15 protein-coding genes and 2 rRNA genes are annotated in these 18,689 nt (G+C 69.3%); all 17 read right to left on the reverse strand.

What is annotated here, in order from left to right; all coding sequences use genetic code 11:
* Nucleotides 1–40: 40 nt before the first annotated feature.
* On the reverse strand, nt 41–1,582 hold the full coding sequence (gene nuoN, locus BLW84_RS14700) for an NADH-quinone oxidoreductase subunit NuoN (RefSeq protein WP_093265782.1): 1,542 nt from the start codon (nt 1,580–1,582) through the stop codon (nt 41–43).
* Between the two features lie 41 nt (nt 1,583–1,623).
* Nucleotides 1,624–3,201 (reverse strand): NADH-quinone oxidoreductase subunit M, encoded by a 1,578-nt coding sequence (locus BLW84_RS14705; RefSeq protein WP_093265732.1) that lies wholly within the window; start codon nt 3,199–3,201, stop codon nt 1,624–1,626.
* Between the two features lie 91 nt (nt 3,202–3,292).
* On the reverse strand, nt 3,293–5,266 hold the full coding sequence (nuoL, locus tag BLW84_RS14710) for an NADH-quinone oxidoreductase subunit L (RefSeq protein ID WP_093265783.1): 1,974 nt from the start codon (nt 5,264–5,266) through the stop codon (nt 3,293–3,295).
* A gap of 68 nt (nt 5,267–5,334) precedes the next feature.
* On the reverse strand, nt 5,335–5,634 hold the full coding sequence (gene nuoK, locus BLW84_RS14715; RefSeq protein ID WP_093155324.1) for an NADH-quinone oxidoreductase subunit NuoK: 300 nt from the start codon (nt 5,632–5,634) through the stop codon (nt 5,335–5,337).
* On the reverse strand, nt 5,631–6,584 hold the full coding sequence (locus BLW84_RS14720) for an NADH-quinone oxidoreductase subunit J (protein ID WP_093265734.1): 954 nt from the start codon (nt 6,582–6,584) through the stop codon (nt 5,631–5,633). Before BLW84_RS14720 ends, nuoK begins: the two co-directional genes overlap by 4 nt.
* Nucleotides 6,581–7,147: an NADH-quinone oxidoreductase subunit NuoI gene (gene nuoI / locus BLW84_RS14725; protein WP_093265735.1), complete on the reverse strand. Its 567-nt coding sequence runs from the start codon at nt 7,145–7,147 to the stop codon at nt 6,581–6,583. Before nuoI ends, BLW84_RS14720 begins: the two co-directional genes overlap by 4 nt.
* On the reverse strand, nt 7,134–8,447 hold the full coding sequence (gene nuoH / locus BLW84_RS14730; protein WP_093265737.1) for an NADH-quinone oxidoreductase subunit NuoH: 1,314 nt from the start codon (nt 8,445–8,447) through the stop codon (nt 7,134–7,136). Before nuoH ends, nuoI begins: the two co-directional genes overlap by 14 nt.
* Nucleotides 8,444–10,966: an NADH-quinone oxidoreductase subunit G gene (locus tag BLW84_RS14735; protein ID WP_093265738.1), complete on the reverse strand. Its 2,523-nt coding sequence runs from the start codon at nt 10,964–10,966 to the stop codon at nt 8,444–8,446. The genes nuoH and BLW84_RS14735 overlap by 4 nt, the downstream gene beginning before the upstream one ends.
* Nucleotides 10,963–12,264: an NADH-quinone oxidoreductase subunit NuoF gene (nuoF, locus tag BLW84_RS14740; protein WP_093265785.1), complete on the reverse strand. Its 1,302-nt coding sequence runs from the start codon at nt 12,262–12,264 to the stop codon at nt 10,963–10,965. The genes BLW84_RS14735 and nuoF overlap by 4 nt, the downstream gene beginning before the upstream one ends.
* Nucleotides 12,265–12,272: 8 nt before the next feature.
* A complete protein-coding gene (gene nuoE, locus BLW84_RS14745) occupies nt 12,273–13,043 on the reverse strand; it encodes an NADH-quinone oxidoreductase subunit NuoE (protein WP_093265740.1) in 771 nt (256 codons plus the stop codon).
* Nucleotides 13,040–14,395: an NADH-quinone oxidoreductase subunit D gene (locus BLW84_RS14750; RefSeq protein ID WP_093265787.1), complete on the reverse strand. Its 1,356-nt coding sequence runs from the start codon at nt 14,393–14,395 to the stop codon at nt 13,040–13,042. Before BLW84_RS14750 ends, nuoE begins: the two co-directional genes overlap by 4 nt.
* Nucleotides 14,396–14,501: 106 nt before the next feature.
* Nucleotides 14,502–15,185, reverse strand: a complete 684-nt coding sequence (locus BLW84_RS14755; RefSeq protein ID WP_093265741.1) for an NADH-quinone oxidoreductase subunit C — start codon at nt 15,183–15,185, stop codon at nt 14,502–14,504.
* 36 nt (nt 15,186–15,221) lie between these two features.
* On the reverse strand, nt 15,222–15,896 hold the full coding sequence (locus BLW84_RS14760; protein ID WP_093265743.1) for a NuoB/complex I 20 kDa subunit family protein: 675 nt from the start codon (nt 15,894–15,896) through the stop codon (nt 15,222–15,224).
* 70 nt (nt 15,897–15,966) lie between these two features.
* Nucleotides 15,967–16,377 (reverse strand): NADH-quinone oxidoreductase subunit A, encoded by a 411-nt coding sequence (locus tag BLW84_RS14765; RefSeq protein WP_093265744.1) that lies wholly within the window; start codon nt 16,375–16,377, stop codon nt 15,967–15,969.
* A gap of 113 nt (nt 16,378–16,490) precedes the next feature.
* Nucleotides 16,491–17,789 (reverse strand): geranylgeranyl reductase family protein, encoded by a 1,299-nt coding sequence (locus BLW84_RS14770; RefSeq protein ID WP_093265746.1) that lies wholly within the window; start codon nt 17,787–17,789, stop codon nt 16,491–16,493.
* 390 nt (nt 17,790–18,179) lie between these two features.
* A 5S ribosomal RNA gene (rrf, locus tag BLW84_RS14775) occupies nt 18,180–18,296 on the reverse strand.
* Nucleotides 18,297–18,437: 141 nt separating this feature from the next.
* A 23S ribosomal RNA gene (locus BLW84_RS14780) occupies nt 18,438–18,689 on the reverse strand; the annotation flags it as partial.

Consider the following 18,689-nt stretch of genomic DNA (forward strand, 5'->3'; position numbering starts at 1 on the left):
GTCGCCTTCGCTCCCCCGGTTCGCCCTACGGGCGAGCACTCTACGACACGAAGCCGCCGACGTTCGCCCAGTCCAGCGCCAAAGTCGGCAGCACGCCCAGCAACAGCGTGACGACCACACCGAGCGTGATCGCCGCTGTCGTGAACGCACCCGGCACGCTGACGGTGGGGCCGTCCTCGGCGGGTTCGCTGAAGTACATCAGCACGATGACACGAAGGTAGAAGAAGGCGGCAACCGCACTGGCCACCAGGGCCACCACCACCAGCGGCGCCATGCCGTCGGCCAACGCCGCCTCGAACACCACGAACTTCCCGACGAAACCGCTAGTCAGCGGGATGCCGGCGAGGGCGAACAACAGGAAGGTGAACACGCCTGCGACCAGCGGCGAACGCTTCGCCAGCCCGGCCCAGTCCGAAAGGTGAGTTGCCTCACCATCGGCACGTCGCACCAGGCTGATCACCCCGAACACGGCGATCGTCGTGAACCCGTAGGCGAGCAGGTAGAACAGCGTGGCGGACAGCCCGCGACCGGTCAGCGCCAGCGAGCCGATCAGCATGAACCCGGCGTGCGCGACGGACGAGTAGGCGATCATCCGCTTGATGTCGCGCTGCGTCAGGCCGAGCACCACGCCGATGACCATCGAGACGATCGCGACGGCCCACAGCACGCCGCGCCACTCCCAGCTGGAAGCCTGGAACGCGACCTGCAGCACCCGCAGGATCCCGCCGAACGCGGCGACCTTGGTGCAGGCGGCCATGAAGCCGGTGACCGCGGTCGGCGCGCCCTGGTAGACGTCCGGGGTCCAGGTGTGGAACGGGCCGACCGAGGCCTTGAACAGCAGGCCCACCAGCAGCAGGCCGAGCCCGGCGAACAGCAGCGTGTCCGAGCGGTCCGAACCGGCGGTGGCGTCCGCGATCGCCTGCAGCTTCACCGAACCCGCGTAGCCGTAGAGCAGGGCCAGGCCGTACAGGAAGAACGCCGAGGCGAACGCGCCGAGCAGGAAGTACTTGACCGCCGCCTCCTGCGACAGCAGGCGGCGGCGCTTGGCCAGCCCGCACATCAGGTACAGCGGCAGACTCAGCACCTCGAGCGCGATGAACATCGTCAGCAGGTCGTTCGCCGCGCAGAACACCATCATCCCGCCGAGCGAGAACAGGGCGAGCGGGAAGACCTCGGTGCGCATCCCCGCGACCCCGGCGGCCGCGCGGGTCATCGCGCCCGGCCCGTCGCTCGCCCGCGACTCGGAGACGAACGCGCCGCCCGGCTCCACCGAGCGGTCCGCGATCAGCAGGATCGCGCCCAGGCCGAGGGCGAGGAGGGTGCCCCAGAGGAACAGCGTGGGCGGGTCGATCGCGAGGGTGTCGGACAGCGTGGTCACGCCGGTGACGCCGGAACGGGCGTACACCGCCAGCGCCACCCCGGCGGCGACGATCGCCACCAGGCTCAGCCCGACCTGCGCCGACCAGCGCTGGTGCCGCGGCAGGAACGCCTCGACGAGGATCGCCAGGCAGGCCGCGCCGAGGATCACCAGGATCGGCGCGATGGCCGCGTAGTCGATCGGCGGGATCTCCACGGGCGGCAGCTGCGCGAAGGCAGCCGGCCCCTGCGTCAAAGCACCCACTGTCAGTTACCTCCCTGCGAGGTCACGGGGTCGGTGACGCCGACCTCGCTCATGGTCGCCGCGACCGACGGGTTGATCACGTCCAACACCGGCTTCGGGTAGAAGCCCAACGCGAGCACCAGCACGATCAGCGGGGTCAGCACCGCGATCTCGCGGGCGCCGAGGTCGGCCACCCGCAGCCGGTGCGCGCCCGGCTTGTTCGGGTCGGTCACCGCGCCCGGGCCGCCGGCGGAGCCCAGCAGCGCGTCGCCGCGCACCGGGCCCTGCATCGTCCGCTGGTACAGCCAGAGCACGTAGACGGCGGCCAGCACCATGCCGATGGTGGCGAGCACGGTGTAGACCGGCTGCGTCCGGAAAGCGCCGACCAGCACCAGGAATTCGCTGATGAACGAGTTCGTGCCCGGCAGCGACAGGGTGCTCAGCCCGGCGATCAGCAGCGTGCCGGCCAGCAGCGGCGCCACCTTCGCCATGCCGCCGTAGTCGGCGATCCGGGTGGAGCCGCCGCGCGCGATCACCATGCCGATCACCAGGATCAGCATGCCGGTCGCGATGCTGTGGTTGATCATGTACGACACCGCGCCGACCTGCGCCTGCGAGGTGAACGCGAAGATGCCCAGCGCGATGAAGCCGAAGTGCGCGATCGACACGTAGGCGATGAAGCGCTTGAGGTCGGTCTGGCCGAAGGCCTGCAGCGAGCCGTAGAGCACGCCGATCACCGCGAGCACCAGCACCAGCGGGGCGAGCAGCTTCGACGCCTCCGGCGTGAGCGGCAGGCTGTAGCGCAGGAAGCCGAAGGTGCCGACCTTGTCGAGCACACCGACGACGATCACCGCGACGCCGATCGGCGCCTGCTGCGCCGCGTCCGGCAGCCAGGTGTGGAACGGGATCAGCGGGGCCTTGATGGCGAACGCGGTGAAGAACCCGAGGAACAGCCACACCTGCACGCTGGTCGGCGCTCCGGCGAGCACCGGCACCAGCGTCGCCCAGTCGAACGTGCCGGTGCCGGTGACCTCCGCGCTGTAGACGTACGCGCCGATCGCCGAGGCCAGCATGATCAGGCCGCCGAGGAAGGAGTACAGGAAGAACTTCACCGCGGCGTAGGTGCGCTTCTCGCCGCCGTAGCCGCCGATGAGGAAGTACATCGGGATCAGCATGATCTCGAAGAGCACGTAGAACAGGAACAGGTCGGTCGCGGCGAACACCGCCACCGTCAGGGCCTGCTCCAGCAGCAGCAGCGAGAAGAAGCCGCCGTGGGTGCGCCCGGCGGGCAGCCGCTCGCCCCAGCTGTAGCCGAGGACCAGCGGGGTGAGCAGCGCGATCACCGCGATCATCACCAGCGCGATGCCGTCCACGCCGAGCGAGAGCCGGATGTCGAACGCCGGGATCCACTCCACCGAGCTGGTGAGCTGCAGCCGCGGACCCGCCGGGTCGTAGGCGGCCCACGCGGCGAGCGCGATCACCAGCTCCACCAGGGAGAACCCGAGCGCGGTCCACTTGGCCACCGGCGCGTTGCCGCGCAGCAGCGCCACCACCACCGACCCGGCGATCGGCAGCAGGATCAGTGCGACGAGCAGGGTCATCGGATCTCCTCCCGGAGCTCGCTCAACCGACCGAGTCCACAGTGGACGTGCAGTTTCAATTGAAACTGCGGTCCGGGGCGCAGCCAGGTCGTCATGTCGGGATCCCCACTGCCATCAGGGCGGCGATCAGCAGGATTCCGCCGAAGAGCATGGACAGGGCGTAGGACCGGACGAAACCGGTCTGCAGCCGGCGCAGGCGGCCGGAGCTGAAGCCGAGGAACCCGGCGATGCCGTTGACCGCGCCGTCAACGCCCTTGCGGTCCACGGTGACCAGCCCGCGCGACAGGCCGAACGTCGGCCGCACCGCCAAGGCGTTGTTCAGCGCGTTGCCGCCCAGGTCCGCGCGGGCCGCGCGGACGATCGGCGAAACCCGCTCCGGGCGCTCCACCGGCACCGGCTTGCGACCGACCACCAGCCAGGCGATCAGCGCGCCCAGCGCGGACAGCGCGACGGTCAGCACCGGGATCAGCGCGTGCGGGATCGCGGTGTGCTCGGCCTCGCGCAGCTCGCCCAGCGACGGCGTCAGGAACCCGACCAGCCGGTCGCCGCCGGCGAGGAACATGCCCGCCGCGACCGAACCGATGGCCAGCACGATCATCGGCGCGGTCATCACCGCGGGCGACTCGTGCGGGTGGAAGGCTCTGTTCGCGCCCCCGGGCGCATTCTCCGCATTCAGCTTCTCCCAGCGCTTCTCGCCGAAGAACGTCATCAGCACCAGGCGGGTCATGTAGAACGCGGTGATCGCCGCGCCCAGCATCGCCGCGCCGCCGAACACCCAGCCGCGCCAGCCCTCCTGGCCGAACGCCGCCTCGATGATCGCGTCCTTCGAGTAGTACCCGGACAGGAACGGGAAGCCGATCAGCGCCAGGTAGCCGAGCCCGAAGGTGGCGAAGGTGATCGGCATGAACCGGTAGAGGCCGCCGAACTTGCGCATGTCGACCTCGTCGTTCATGCCGTGCATCACCGAACCGGCGCCGAGGAACAGCCCGGCCTTGAAGAAGCCGTGGGTGAGCAGGTGCATGATGCCCAGCGCGTATCCGGCCGGGCCGAGCCCGACGGCCAGCATCATGTAGCCGATCTGGCTGACCGTGGAGTACGCCAGGACCTTCTTGATGTCGTCGTAGGCGCAGCCGATGATGCAGCCGACCAGCAGCGTCACCGCACCGACGATGGTGACGGCCAGCTGCCCACCGGGCGAGAGCGTGAACAGCGGGTTGGACCGCGCGATCAGGTACACGCCCGCGGTGACCATCGTCGCCGCGTGGATGAGGGCGGACACCGGGGTCGGGCCCTCCATCGCGTCCGGCAACCACGCCTGCAGCGGCACCTGGCCGGACTTGCCGCAGGCGCCCAGCAGCAGCAACAGCGTGATGGCCAGCAGCACGCCCGGCGTCAGCTCACCGGCGCGGGCGAAGACCTCGGTGTACTGCGTGGTGCCGAGGTTGGCGAACAGCAGGAAGATCGCCAGCGCCAGCCCGACGTCGCCGACGCGGTTCATCACGAACGCCTTGGTCGCCGCCGCGGCCGCCGACGGCCGGCCCTGCCAGAAGCCGATCAGCAGGTAGGACGCGAGACCGACGCCCTCCCAGCCGAGGTACAGGGTCACGAAGCTGTTGCCCAGCACCAGGATCAGCATCGCCGCGACGAACAGGTTCAGGTAGGCGAAGAACCGGCGGCGTTCGGTGTTGTCCCGCCCGGTGCGGCCTTCCTGGTCATGCGACATGTAGCCGATCGAGTAGATGTGGATCAGCGCGCCGACGCCGGTGATCAGCAGCACGAACACCATCGACAGCGGGTCGATCCGGATCCCGAAGTCGACCTGCAGGGCGTTCACCGGGATCCACGAGAACAGGTGCAACTCCCGCACCCTGCTCTCCTCGCCGAGTCCGACCACGGAGCTGAACAGCCCGAGCCCGTACAGGAAGGACGCGATCACGGTGGCGCAGCCGAGGATGTGCCCCCAGCCGTTGGCCCGGCGCCCGGCGACGAGCAGGATCAACGCGCCCAGCGCCGGGAACGCGATCACCAGCCAGGCGGCCTCCTGGAACGCTCCCGCCGGGGCCATCGCGTCCGGCGGGAGCCCGGTGAGGGAGAAGGCCCCGGTAGTCATCATTGCCGTCACCACGCGCCCTCTCAGTACTTCAGCAGGTTGGCGTCGTCGACCGAGGCCGAGCGACGCGTCCGGAAGATCGACATGATGATGGCCAGGCCGACCACCACCTCGGCCGCGGCGACGACCATCACGAAGAAGGCCATGACCTGCCCGTGCACCGAACCCTCGATGCGCGCGAAGGTCACCAGCGTCAGGTTGACCGCGTTGAGCATCAGCTCGATGCACATGAACACCACGATCGCGTTGCGCCGCACCAGCACCCCGACGGCGCCGATGGTGAACAGCAACGCCGACAGCAGCAGGTAGTAGGTGGGGGTCACTGCCGGACCTCCTCGGAGGAGACGTGCTCGGACTCGTGGCCGTTGTTGTGGTGGGCCCCGTTCCCGTTGGTGTGCGGCGACTTCTGCTCGGGCGCCGGGGGCGTCTCCTCGTGGTGCCCGCCGGTCAGCGCGTGCGGGTCGGGACCCGGCTGCCGGCCGGCGACCGCGCGCCGCTCGTCGCCGAGCCGGTCCGCGGGCAGGTTCTCCAGCAGCTCGGACAGCGACTCCGGCGCCACCGAGCCATCGGGCAGCAGCGCCGGGACGGCGACCGAGTTGGCCGTCGCGTACACGCCGGGCCCGGGCAGCGGCGACGGGCGGGAGCCGCGGAACCGGGCTTCGGCCCGCTCCCGCTGGCTCAGCCGCGGGCCGCGGCCCTTGCCGCCGTAGGCCAGCACCATCGCGCCCACCGCGGCGGTGATCAGCAGCGCCGAGGTCAGCTCGAACGGGAACAGGTAGTCGGTGAAGATCAACCGGCCGAGGCCGCCCGCACCGCCGCCGGTCGGCGTCCACGGGTTCAGCGGCGCGGCGGGCGTCACCGCGGTGAGCGCCCGCGCCAGGCCGGACACCAGCAGGGCCGCCAGGCCGATGCCGCCGACCCCGGCCCACAACCGCTGCCCGCGCAGGACTTCGACCACCGAGTCGGACGAGTCGCGGCCGACCATCATCAGCACGAACAGGAACAGCATCATGATCGCGCCGGTGTAGACGATGATCTGCGTGAACCCGAGGAACGGTGCGCTCTGCGCCATGTAGAGCACGCCCAGGCACAGCATCGTCAGCACCAGCCACAGCGCGGAGTGCACCGCGTTGCGGGCGAACACCATGCCCAGCGCGCCGACCAGCGCCAGCGGTCCGAGCACCCAGAAGGCCACCGTCTCGCCGGTGCCCACAGTGCCCGCTACGACGCTACTCTGCGCCTGCGCCAGGAACTGCACCGCTTCGCTGGTCATCTCCCGGCCTCCTCATGCCCGGACTCGACCGTCTGCTCCGCCGGGACTCCCCGCTGCTTGGCCAATTCCGGCCCGCGCACGTAGTAGTCCTGCTCGTCGTTGCCGAGCCGCATCGGGTGCGGCGGCTGCTCCATGCCGGGCAGCAGCGGCGCCAGCATGTCCGCCTTGGTGTAGATCAGGTCCTGGCGGTTGTCGTCGGCGGTCTCGTACTCGTTGGTCATCGTCAGCGCGCGCGTCGGGCAGGCCTCGATGCACAACCCGCAGCCGATGCAGCGCAGGTAGTTGATCTGGTAGTCCTTGCCGTAGCGCTCACCGGGCGAGTACCGGGCCTCTTCGGTGTTGTCGCCGCCCTCCACGAAGATCGCGTCGGCCGGGCACGCCCACGCGCACAGCTCGCAGCCGACGCACTTCTCCAGCCCGTCCGGGTGCCGGTTGAGCTGGTGGCGGCCGTGGAACCGGGGCGCCGGGATCTTCTTGACCTCGGGGTACTCCTCGGTGACGACCTTCTTGAACATGGTCGAGAAGGTGACGCCGAAGCCCTTGATCGGATCAAACATTCCCATGAGGCGCCTCCTCGCCTTCCGGACCCGCGACCTCGCCCGCAGTGCGGTCGGCACCGCTGTGCACCGGGGTGCGGCGCGGCGGGGTCTCGGGGACTTGCAGGTCCAGCGGCGGAACGGGGTATCCGCTGCCGGCCAGCGGGATCTCGTCGGCGTCCTTGGCCGGTTTGCGGTCCGGGATCAGGAACGTCGCCGCCAGCAGGATCGCGATCACGATGCCGCCGCCGATGAGGAACTGCTGCGAGCTGACCGCTTCCTCGTTGCGCAGCGCGCGGATCACGGTGACCGCGATGATCCACAGCAGGCTGAGCGGGACCAGGAACTTCCAGCCCAGGTTCATGAACTGGTCGTAGCGCAGGCGGGGCAGCGTGCCGCGCAGCCAGATGAAGAAGAACAGGAACGCCACCGTCTTGCCGAGGAACCACAGCACCGGCCACCAGCCGGTGTTGAGCACCCCGTCGCCGATCAGCGACAGCGGCCACGGTGCGTGCCAGCCGCCGAGGAACAGCGTGGTCGCCAGCGCCGAGACGGTGACCATGTTGATGTACTCGGCGAGGAAGAACAGCGCGAACTTCAGCGACGAGTACTCGGTGTGGAACCCGCCGACCAGCTCCGACTCCGCCTCCGGCAGGTCGAACGGGGCGCGGTTGGTCTCACCGACCATGGACACCACGTAGACGACGAAGCTGAACGGCAGCAGCAGGAAGAACCAGCCGTCCTTCTGCGCTTCGACGATGCCCGAGGTGGACAGCGTGCCCGCGTACATGATGACCGCGACGAACGACAGGCCCATCGCGATCTCGTAGGAGATCACCTGCGCCGCCGAGCGCAGCGAGCCCAGCAGCGGGTACGGCGAGCCGGAGGCCCAGCCGGCCAGCACGATGCCGTAGACGCCGATGGAGGCGCAGGCCAGCACGACCAGCAGGCCGACCGGCAGGTCCACCAGCTGCAACGCGGTGGGCTCGCCGAAGATGGTGACCTCGGGGCCGATCGGAATCACCGAGAACGACACCAGCGCGGGCGTCGCGGAGATCACCGGGGCCAGGAAGTACACCCACTTGTCGGCCAGCACCGGCCGGATGTCTTCCTTGAAGGCCAGCTTCAGGCCGTCCGCCAGCGATTGCAGCAACCCGAACGGGCCCGCCCGGTTGGGGCCGGGCCGGTGCTGCATCCGCCCGATCACCCGGCGCTCCGCCCAGATCGTCAACAACGTCATGACGACCAGGAACACGAAGATCACGACGACCTTCAGCAGGATCAGCCAGAGCGGATCGTCGGCGAGCAGTTCCGCGGTTCTGGTCATGCTCTCCCCCCGTCGAGGTGGGTCGTGCCGCCGTAGCCGTTTCCGGCGGCGGGAGACATCGCCGTGGTGGCGGCGATGTCGACGACCGCGCCGTGGCCGACGCCCAGCGTCCGGTGCACCTTCGAGGCACCGGAGTCGGCGGGCAGCCACACCACGTCGTCGGGCATTTCGGCGAGCTCCGCCGCGAGCACGATCGCGCCCTTGGCGGTGCGGATCTCGATGCGCTGCCCGTCGCCGAGCCCGATCCGCTGCGCGGTGCCCGGCGAGAGCACCGCGATGGTGCGCCGCGAGGTGCCGGCCAGGTTCGGCTCGTCGGACTGCATCGATCCGTTGTCCAGCAGCTGCCGCCAGGTCGCCAGCACCGCCTGCCCCGCGCCGGGTCTCGGTGCCGCCGCGGGCGGCTCGTCCGGGGCGGGCAGCCCCGCGCCGAGGTGCGGCCCGACGCGTTCGAGCTCGGCGAGCGCGGCGGCCGGGGTCTGCGTGAACAGGTCCACGTCCATCTCCACCGCGAGGGTGTCCAGCACCCGGCAGTCCGGCAGCGCGCCGGTGCCCTCGATGGTGGTGCGGAACTCGCGGTGGCGGCCTTCCCAGTTCAGGTAGCTGCCGGCCTTCTCGGTGCTGGGCGCGATGGGCAGCACCACGTTGGCGTGCTCGGTGACCGCGCTCGGCCGCAGTTCCAGGCTGACCACGAAGCCCGCGCGGCGCAGGGCCTTCTCGGCGAGCGCCGGGTCGGGCAGGTCGTTGGGGTCGACACCGCCGACGACCAGCCCGGAGAGGTCTCCGGCGGCCGCCGCGGCGAGGATTCCGGTGACGTCGCGGCCGGCGCGGGCGGGCAGGGCGGCCGGAGCGAGGCCCCAGTGCCGCTCCAGCTCGGCGCGGGCTTCGGCATCGGCCACCGGGCGTCCGCCCGGAAGCAGCGTCGGCAGTACGCCGACCTCGATCGCGCCGCGCTCGCCGGCGCGGCGGGGAATCCACGCGACGCTCACGCCGGTCCGCTGCGCGGTGCGCAGGATCTCCGAGTACAGCCCGGGGACCTCCGCGGCGCGCTCACCGACGAGGAGGACCGCTCCCGGCTGCCGCAGCGCTTCATCCACATCGGACGGGAGCTCGCGCAGCGCCGCGGCTTCGCCGCCGGGCACGCACGGCACCAGCGACCCGGTCCGCACCGGTCCGCCGTCGTGCACGATGACCGTCGTCTTCTCCACGCCCGGCGAGGCCCACGGTGCCAAGTGGAACACCTTGGTGGCACCCTTGCGGGCCGCCTTGCGCAGCCGCAGGAAGACGATCGGCGATTCCTCTTCCGGCTCGAACGCCACGCACAGCACCGCGGGCGCTGATTCCAGGTCCCGGTAGGTGACGCCGTTGCCCGGGCTGGTACCGACCACAGTGGACTCCAGGAACCGCAGCTCCTCGTCGGAGTGCGGCCGGGCCCGGTAGTCGATGTCGTTGGTGCGCAGTGCGATCCGCGCGAACTTCGCGTAGGCGTAGGCGTCCTCGACGGTCAGCCGGCCGCCGGGCAGCACCCCGACGCCTTCGGCGTCACGCGCCTCGGCGAGCCCCTTCGCGGCCGCCTGCAGCGCCTCGGTCCAGGACGCGGGCCGCAGCTCGCCGTTCTCCCGGATCAGCGGCCGGGTGATCCGGTCGTTGGCGGTGGCGTAGCGGAAGGCGAAGCGGCCCTTGTCGCAGATCCACTCCTCGTTGACCTCCGGGTCGTCGCCCGCCAGCCGCCGCATCACCTTGCCGCGCCGCCAGTCGTTGCGGATCTCGCAGCCGGACGCGCAGTGCTCGCACTGGCCGGGCGTCGACACCAGGTCGAACGGCCGGGACCGGAACCGGTAGGCCGCGCTGGTCAGCGCCCCGACCGGGCAGATCTGGATGGTGTTGCCGGAGAAGTAGCTCTGGAACGGCTGCTGCTCGCCGATGCCGATCTGCTGCAACGCCCCGCGCTCCAGCAGCTCGATGAACGGATCGCCCGCCACCTGCTTGGAGAACCGGGTGCAGCGCTGGCAGAGCACGCAGCGCTCCCGGTCCAGCAGCACCTGCGAGGAGATCGGCACCGGCTTGGCGAAGGTCCGCTTGGTGTCGTGGAAGCGGGACTCCGCCCGGCCGTGCTTCAACGCCTGGTTCTGCAGCGGGCACTCGCCGCCCTTGTCGCAGATCGGGCAGTCCAGCGGGTGGTTGATCAGCAGCAGCTCCATCACGCCCTGCTGCGCCTTGTCCGCCACCGGCGAGGTCTGCTGCGTCTTGACCACCATGCCGTCGGCCACGGTCATCGTGCAGGACGCCTGCGGCTTCGGCATCGGCCGCCCGCCCATCTCGACCTCGACGAGGCACTGGCGGCAGGCGCCTGCCGGGTCGAGCAGCGGGTGGTCGCAGAACCGCGGGATGGTGATGCCCATCCGCTCCGCGGTCCGGATCAGCAGCTCGCCCTTGGGCGCCACGACCTCGATGCCGTCGATGGTCAGGCGAACATACCCCTCCGGTACCGGACGGGTTTCGGCTTCTGGTGCCACGGTCATCGGGCCGCTCCAACCAATGCGGACTCAGCGGTCTTGTTCTTCTCACACAGCGCGAGGAACTCCTCGCGGAAGTACTTGATGCCGCTGACGATCGGGCTGACCGCACCGTCGCCCAGGGCGCAGAACGAGCGGCCGAAGATGTTGTCGCACACGTCCAGGAGGGTTTCGATGTCCTCCTCGGTGCCGTGCCCGTCGACCATCCGCTCCAGCACCTGCGCCAGCCAGTAGGTGCCCTCCCGGCACGGCGTGCACTTGCCGCAGGACTCGTGCTCGTAGAACTGGGTCCACTTCATCACGGCCCACGGCACCGAAACCGTCTCGTTGAACACCATCACCGCGGTGGTGCCCAGCATCGACCCGGCCTCGGCGGCGCCCTCGAAGTCCAGCGGCACGTCCAGGTGCTCGGCGGTGAACATCGGCGTCGACGAGCCGCCCGGCGTCCAGAACTTCAGCGGGATGCCGTCCTTCATGCCGCCCGCCAGCTCCAGCAGCTCGCGGAGCGTGGTGCCCAGCGGCGCCTCGTACTGGCCGGGCCGCTCGACGTGCCCGGAGATCGAGTAGATCTTCGGGCCGGGCGACTTCTCGGTGCCCATCTTGCGGAACCACTCGGCGCCGCCGTTGACGATGAAGGGCACCGAGGCGATCGTCTCGACGTTGTTCACCGTGGTCGGGCAGGCGTAGAGCCCGGCGGCCGCCGGGAACGGCGGCTTCAGCCGCGGCTGACCGCGCTTGCCCTCCAGCGAGTCGAGCAGCGCCGTCTCCTCGCCGCAGATGTAGGCGCCCGCGCCCGCGTGCACCACGATGTCCAGGTCGAAGCCCGAGTCCAGGATGTTCTTGCCGAGGTATCCGGCCTGGTAGGCCTCGCGGACCGCGTTGTTCAGCCGCCGGATCGGGTGCAGCGCCTCGCCGCGCACGTAGATCATGCAGTGGTTGGCGCGCATCGCGTAGCTGGCGATGATGCAGCCCTCGATCAGCGAGTGCGGGTCGGCCATCATCAGCGGGATGTCCTTGCAGGTGCCCGGCTCGCCCTCGTCGGCGTTGATGACGAGGTAGTGCGGCTTGACCGGGTCCTTGGGCATGAAGCTCCACTTGACCCCGGCCGGGAACCCGGCGCCGCCGCGGCCGCGCAGCCCGGCGCCCTTGACCAGCTCGATCAGCTGGTCGGGGTGCGCCTTCAGGGCCTTGCGCAGCGCGGTGTAGCCCTCCAGCTGCTCGTAGGTGCGCAGCGTCCAGGAGGTCGGCGACAGCCACCGCTTCGTCAGTACCGGGGTCACCGGGCTGGTGCTGGGTTCGGTCATGGCCACCCTCACTTCTTCTCCGGCAGCGGCGGGAGTTCCGCGTCGTCGGGCATGCTCGGCGCGGTCCAGCCCTGCTCGTTGGCCAGCTGCGCGCCGCGCAGGGTCTCGACCGCCGCCGACGACCCGGCCACAGTGGACTCGAGGTCGTCGAAGAAGCCCGCCAGCTGGCGCTCCGCGCCGCGGAAGTCGGAGAGCGCGGGACCGCGCGTCGGCGCCGGCTTCTCCCCGCGCTGCAACGCCTTCACGAGCTCCAGCGCCTGCTCCGGCGTCTGGTTGTCGAAGTACTCGTAGTTGACCTGCAGCACCGGGGCCAGGTCGCACGCGGCGAGGCACTCGGCGTGTTCCAGGGTGACCGAGCCCTCTTCGCCCGGCGTGCCGGCGGTCTCGTTGTGCCCGACGCCGAGGTGCTCGCTGACCTTCCGGTAGATCGCGTCGCCGCCGAGCGCCGCGCACATGGTGTTGGTGCAGATGCTCACCAGGTGCTGGCCGCAGGGCTTGCGCTTGTACATCGTGTAGAACGTCGCGACGGCGCTGACCTCCGCAGTGGACAGTGCCAGCTGCTCCGCGCAGAACTGGATTCCCTCGGCGCTGACGTGCCCCTGCACGGACTGCACCAGGTGCAGCATCGGCAGCAGCGCCGACCGGGACTCCGGGTACCGCGCGATGATCTGCTTCGCGTCGGCCCGCACGTCCTCGCCGAACACCGACGTAGCGCCAGAAATAGGCACGGCTTCGTGAACCGCCTCTTCCGTCGTGGTGAAGTCGAACTGCTCGGTCATCGATCCACCCCGCCCATCACCGGGTCGATGGAGGCGACCGACGCGATCGCGTCCGCCACCAGTCCGCCTTCGACCATGGCAGGCATCGCCTGCAGGTTCACGAAACTGGGTTCCCGCACGTGCACCCGCATCGGCCGGGTGCCGCCGTCGGAGACCACGTGGTAGCCGAGCTCGCCGCGCGGCGACTCGATCGGCACGTACACCTGGCCCGGCGGCACGTCGAAGCCCTCGGTCACCAGCTTGAAGTGGTGGATCAGCGACTCCATCGACTGACCCATGATCTTGCGGACGTGCTCCAGCGAGTTGCCCATGCCGTCCGGGCCGATGCTCAGCTTCGCCGGCCACGCGATCTTCGCGTCCTCCACCATGTGCGGGCCGGGCTCGAACTTGTCCAGGCACTGCCGGATGATCTTCAGCGACTGGTGCATCTCCTCCAGCCGCAGCAGGTACCGGGCGTAGCAGTCGGCGTCGGTGCTGGTGGGCACCTCGAAGTCGTACTCCTCGTAGCCGCAGTACGGCTCGATCTTGCGCAGGTCCCAGGCGAGCCCGGCGGAGCGCAGCAGCGGGCCGGTGACGCCGAGCTGCAGGCAGCCGTCCAGCGGTAGGTAGCCGACGTCCTTCAGGCGCCGCTTCCAGATCGGCTGGCCGGTGAACAGCTTGTCGTAGTCCGGCAGCCGCTTGTCCATCACCTTGATGAAGTTCTGGATCTTCTCCCGGTAGTCCGCCGGGAGGTCCTGGGCGACGCCGCCGGGCCGGATGAACGCGTGGTTCATCCGCAGGCCGGTCAGGTACTCCAGCAGGTGCAGGACCTCTTCGCGCTCGCGGAAGCCGTAGGTCATGCCGGTGGTCGCGCCCAGCTCCATCGCGCCGGTGGCCAGGAACACCAGGTGCGAGGAGATCCGGTTGAGCTCCATCAGCATCACCCGGAACACCTGCGCCCGCCGCGGCGCCTCGATGCCCAGCAGCTTCTCCACCGCCATGCAGTAGGCGGCCTCGTTGTGCAGCGGCGCCAGGTAGTCCATCCGCGTCACGAACGTGACGCCCTGCGTCCAGGTGCGGTACTCGGTGTTCTTCTCGATGCCGGTGTGCAGGTAGCCGATCACCGAACGGGCCTTGGTGACCGTCTCGCCTTCGAGCTCCAGCACCAGCCGCAGCACGCCGTGGGTGGACGGGTGCTGCGGGCCGAGGTTGATGACGACCCGCTCCTCGCCGGCCGTCTCGTCGATGAACTCGTCCCAGTCGCCGCCGGTGACGGTGTAGACCCGGCCCTCGGTGGTCTCCCGCGACTCCGCCTCGCCCGGGTGCGCGTGCGGGTCGTCGAGGCCGGTGTCGGCCAGTGGTTCGGTAGTCATCTCCAGCACCTCTCCGCGGTGTGCTGCGGTCCTCGGACCGCGATTTCAACGGAAATCAGAGGTTCGATCTCCGTTGAAATCGCGGAAAACCTTCGCCGCCCGGCCATCACGAGTACGCCCTGCGCTGGTCCGGCGGTGGGATCTCGGCGCCCTTGTACTCCACCGGGATCCCGCCGAGCGGGTAGTCCTTGCGCTGCGGGTGGCCGTCCCAGTCGTCCGGCATCAGGATCCGGGTCAGCGCCGGGTGCCCGTCGTAGACGATGCCGAACATGTCCCAGGCCTCGCGTTCCTGGAAGTCGGCGGTCGGGTACACCGGCACGACGGAAGGAACGTGCGGGTCGTCGATCTCCAGCGCGACGTCCAGCCTGATCCGGCGCCGGTAGGTCATCGACGTCAGGTGGTACACCGAGTGCAGCCGCTGCGGCACCTCCGGCCCGTAGTCCACACCGGACACCGAGCTGCACAGCTCGAAGCGCAGTGCCGGGTCGTCCCGCAGCGTCCGGCAGACCTCCAGCAGGTGGTCCCGCCGCACGTAGAAGGTGATCTCGCCGCGATCGACGGTCACCTGCTGCACGGTGTCCGCGGGCAGGCCCTGCTCGTTCAGCGCGGCGAAGAAGTTGTCGGCGAACTCGTCGAACCAGCCGCCGTACGGGCGCTCCGCGGCGGGCGGCACGTAGGCCGGCAGCCGCAGACCGCCGTAGCCGGAGGTGTCGCCGGTGCCGCGAACCCCGAACATGCCCTGCCGGGCGCGACCGGAAACCGGCGCGGAACCCTGCCGGGTCGGCTCCACCGCCCCGGACTGGGATTCATTGTCTGCCAACCGAACTCACCTGCCCGCTTTGAGCTCGCGGGGGCGCTTCGGCGCTGGGTCCAGCGCCCCCAACGACGGATCGGAACCCATCTCCCGGCGCTGCTTGGCCTGCTGCCGCTCGGCCCGGCGCCGCTGCGCCCCGTTCTTCGGCGCGTACCGCTCGGAGGACGGGATCATCGGGGTGCGCTCGCCGCTCTCCAACCGCAGCTGCGCACGCTTCGCGTTGATCGGCTCGTCCATGATCTTGGCGTGCAGCTTGAGGATCGCGTCCAGCAGCATCTCCGGCCGCGGCGGGCAGCCCGGCAGGTACATGTCCACCGGCACCACGTGGTCCACGCCCTGCACGACCGCGTAGTTGTTGAACATGCCGCCGCTCGAGGCGCACACGCCCATCGCCAGCACCCAGCGCGGCTCCGGCATCTGGTCGTAGATCTGCCGCAGCACCGGCGCCATCTTGTTGGTCACCCGGCCCGCGACGATCATCAGGTCGGCCTGCCGGGGGGTCGCGGAGAACCGCTCCATGCCGAAGCGCGCGATGTCGTAGCGGGAACCGCCGACGGTCATCATCTCGATCGCGCAGCAGGCCAGCCCGAACGTCGCCGGCCACATCGACGTCTTCCGCGTCCAGTTGACGAGCTTTTCCACGTTGGCCAACAGGATGCCGTTGGGCAGCTGCTCTTCGAGCCCCATCTCCGGCACTCCTTCCCGCTTCGCTGCGGCTAGTCCTTTAAGAGTCGTGCGGTCGTCTTGCTTGGCGGTGCTAGTTCCAGTCGAGGCCGCCGCGGCGCCACACGTAGACGTAGGCGAAACCGACGGTGGCGATGAAGAGCACGATCTCGACCACGCCGAACAGGCCCAGGGCGTCGGCGGAGACCGCGAACGGGTAGAGGAAGACCATCTCGATGTCGAACAGGATGAACAACATCGCGGTCAGGTAGTAGGCGACCGGCATCCGGCCGCCGCCGATGACCGGCTGCGGCGACGGTTCGATGCCGCACTCGTAGGCGTCGAGCTTCGCCTTGTTGTAACGGCGGGGACCGACCAATGGCGCGATCGCGACGGAAAACACCGCGAACGCCAGTGCCAGCGCGAACAACAGCACCAGCGGGATGTAGGGATCGAGCACTCCGCTGCCCTCCTTCGGCGGCCCCCGCCGAGACGCAGAACACATCTACGGCTTCGGTGCGCACTCTATGCGGTCGACCGTATCGACTCCGTAGTGAGGCGAACCTAACTTTGAGACGTCTGGCACACTGCTCGGGACATCTGACCAGACTCGCGCGGTCAAGCGCTAGGGGTCAGCCGAGTAGTGGTGCTGATCACACGATCCATGGCGTCGCCGCCCTTCTCGTCGTACAGATTTGCCAACAGTTTCAACACGAAACGCATCAGCGTCGCCCTCGGCAGACCATGCTTGGTGGCCACCTTCATGACGGTGGGATTGCCAATCAACTTGCTGAAGATGTTGCCCATCCGGAAGTAGCCGCCGAGCGCCTGCTGCACCGCCGTCGGGTACCGGCGCAGCGCCTGCTCCCGCGAGAAGCCGGCCGGCCGGGCGAGGGCGTGCACCACGCATTCCGCTGCCAGCGCGGCGGATTCCATCGCATAGGCGATGCCTTCGCCGTTGAACGGGTTGACCATCCCGCCGGCGTCACCGACCAGCAGCAGCCCGTTCCGGTAGTGCGGCGTGCGGTTGAAGCCCATCGGAAGCGCCGCGCCGCCGATCCGGCCGGTGGCGTTCTCCTCCCGGAAACCCCACTCCTCCGGGGTACCGTCCAACCAGGACCGCATCAGCTGGCGGTAGTCCGTCTTGCCGTAGGCCTTGGAGGTCGACAGGATCCCGAGTCCGACGTTGACGGTGCCGTCGCCCATCCCGAAGATCCAGCCGTAACCCGGCAGCAGCTTCGGCTCGTCGGGGTTCGAGCGGTCCCACAGCTCCAGGTGCGACTCCAGGAAGTCGTCCTTGGAGCGCGGGCTCGTGTAGTACCGGCGCACCGCGACGCCCATCGGCCGTTCGTCGCGCTTCTCGATGCCCACCGACAGCGCCAGCCGGGCCGACACCCCGTCACAGGCCAACACCAACGGCGCGCGGTAGGTGACCGGTGTCCGGTCCGGTCCGGCCTTCGCCTCGACGCCGACCACCCGGCCGGTCCGCTCGTCGGTGATCGCGCCGGTCACGGTGGTCTGCTGCAGCAGCCGGGCCCCGGCGCGCTGGGCGTTGCGGGCGAGCAGGTCGTCGAAGTCGTTGCGGGGGCGGACCACGCCGTAGGGCGGGAAGTCGGCCAGGCTCGGCCAGTCCAGTTCCATCCGCACGCCGCCGCCGACGACCCGCAGGCCCCGGTTGTGCAGCCAGCCCGCTTCCTCGCGGGTGTCGATGCCCAGGTCGATGAGCTGCTTGACGCCTCTCGGGGTGATGCCGTCGCCGCAGACCTTCTCCCGCGGGAACACGCTCTTCTCGAGAAGCAGGACGTCCAGGCCGGCGCGGGCCAGGTACGTCGCAGCCGTCGATCCGGCCGGTCCTGCTCCGACGACGATCACCTCGGCGTCCTCGTCCGGTCGGCGGCGGCTGGTGGCGCTGGTCATGACACTCCTTGATCCGGTGCAATGCGCGGCGCGGCCCGCTCGTCCCGGTGGACCGCCCCGGGGAACCCGCTTGTGAACGAGTTCACTAACTCCCGAGTCTAAGCCGGACGAACCGCGCGATCGAGCCCTCGAACTACGCCACCCGAGTGAGCATCGCCCCAGTTAGAGCGGTCGGAGTAGGCCGACCAGGTGACCTCCGCACGCCCGCGGAGGGCTCGGCCGGCGCGCCCGAGGACCACGCGGCGGCGCCCGCGTTGCCACCGCGGCCGGAGGCGAGTGATTTTTCCCAGCCGAGGCAATTTTTGCCGGTTCCGCCGGACTGTGCGGGAACAAAAAAGGGTCCCTTCTCTTCCGGATAACCGGAAAAGAAGGGACCCTTCTCAAATAGTGTGTCGGCGGTGTCTTACTCTCCCACACCCTGTCGAGTGCAGTACCATCAGCGCTGGGGAGCTTAGCTACCGGGTTCGGAATGGGACCGGGCGGACCCTCCCCGCCATCGCCACCGACAACCCTCAACCCCACCCACACACGGGGCAGGAAACTCAAGGATGTCGACGATCAACAAGCGATCATCAATTCAATTATCAACACACAACCGTGGCCTGGTTGCTGTCTCAGATACCGTATAGTGGGTGCGTAGCAATCTTTGTGAGCAAGTCCTCGGCCTATCAGCACCAGTCAACTCCACACCTTACAGTGCTTCCATATCTGGCCTGTCAACCCAATCATCTCTTGGGGGCCTTAACCCACAAAGGGTGGGAGACCTCATCTAGGAACAGGCTTCCCGCTTAGATGCTTTCAGCGGTTATCCCTCCCGAACATAGCCAACCAGCCACGCCCTTGGCAGAACGACTGGCACACCAGAGGTTCGTCCGTCCCGGTCCTCTCGTACTAGGGACA

Source organism: Saccharopolyspora shandongensis (assembly GCF_900106995.1).
Taxonomy (GTDB): domain Bacteria; phylum Actinomycetota; class Actinomycetes; order Mycobacteriales; family Pseudonocardiaceae; genus Saccharopolyspora; species Saccharopolyspora shandongensis.

Bases quoted from the DNA above. Each gene is read 5' to 3' on its own strand.
- BLW84_RS14705 (WP_093265732.1), bottom strand. From the start codon at position 3,201: ATGACCCTGCTCGTCGCACTGATCCTGCTGCCGATCGCCGGGTCGGTG.
- nuoL (WP_093265783.1), bottom strand. From the start codon at position 5,266: ATGGCCCCGGCGGGAGCGTTCCAGGAGGCCGCCTGGCTGGTGATCGCG.
- BLW84_RS14720 (WP_093265734.1), bottom strand. From the start codon at position 6,584: ATGACCAGCGAAGCGGTGCAGTTCCTGGCGCAGGCGCAGAGTAGCGTC.
- nuoI (WP_093265735.1), bottom strand. From the start codon at position 7,147: ATGGGAATGTTTGATCCGATCAAGGGCTTCGGCGTCACCTTCTCGACC.
- nuoH (WP_093265737.1), bottom strand. From the start codon at position 8,447: ATGACCAGAACCGCGGAACTGCTCGCCGACGATCCGCTCTGGCTGATC.
- BLW84_RS14735 (WP_093265738.1), bottom strand. From the start codon at position 10,966: ATGACCGTGGCACCAGAAGCCGAAACCCGTCCGGTACCGGAGGGGTAT.
- nuoF (WP_093265785.1), bottom strand. From the start codon at position 12,264: ATGACCGAACCCAGCACCAGCCCGGTGACCCCGGTACTGACGAAGCGG.
- nuoE (WP_093265740.1), bottom strand. From the start codon at position 13,043: ATGACCGAGCAGTTCGACTTCACCACGACGGAAGAGGCGGTTCACGAA.
- BLW84_RS14750 (WP_093265787.1), bottom strand. From the start codon at position 14,395: ATGACTACCGAACCACTGGCCGACACCGGCCTCGACGACCCGCACGCG.
- BLW84_RS14760 (WP_093265743.1), bottom strand. From the start codon at position 15,896: ATGGGGCTCGAAGAGCAGCTGCCCAACGGCATCCTGTTGGCCAACGTG.
- BLW84_RS14765 (WP_093265744.1), bottom strand. From the start codon at position 16,377: ATGTGTTCTGCGTCTCGGCGGGGGCCGCCGAAGGAGGGCAGCGGAGTG.
- BLW84_RS14770 (WP_093265746.1), bottom strand. From the start codon at position 17,789: ATGACCAGCGCCACCAGCCGCCGCCGACCGGACGAGGACGCCGAGGTG.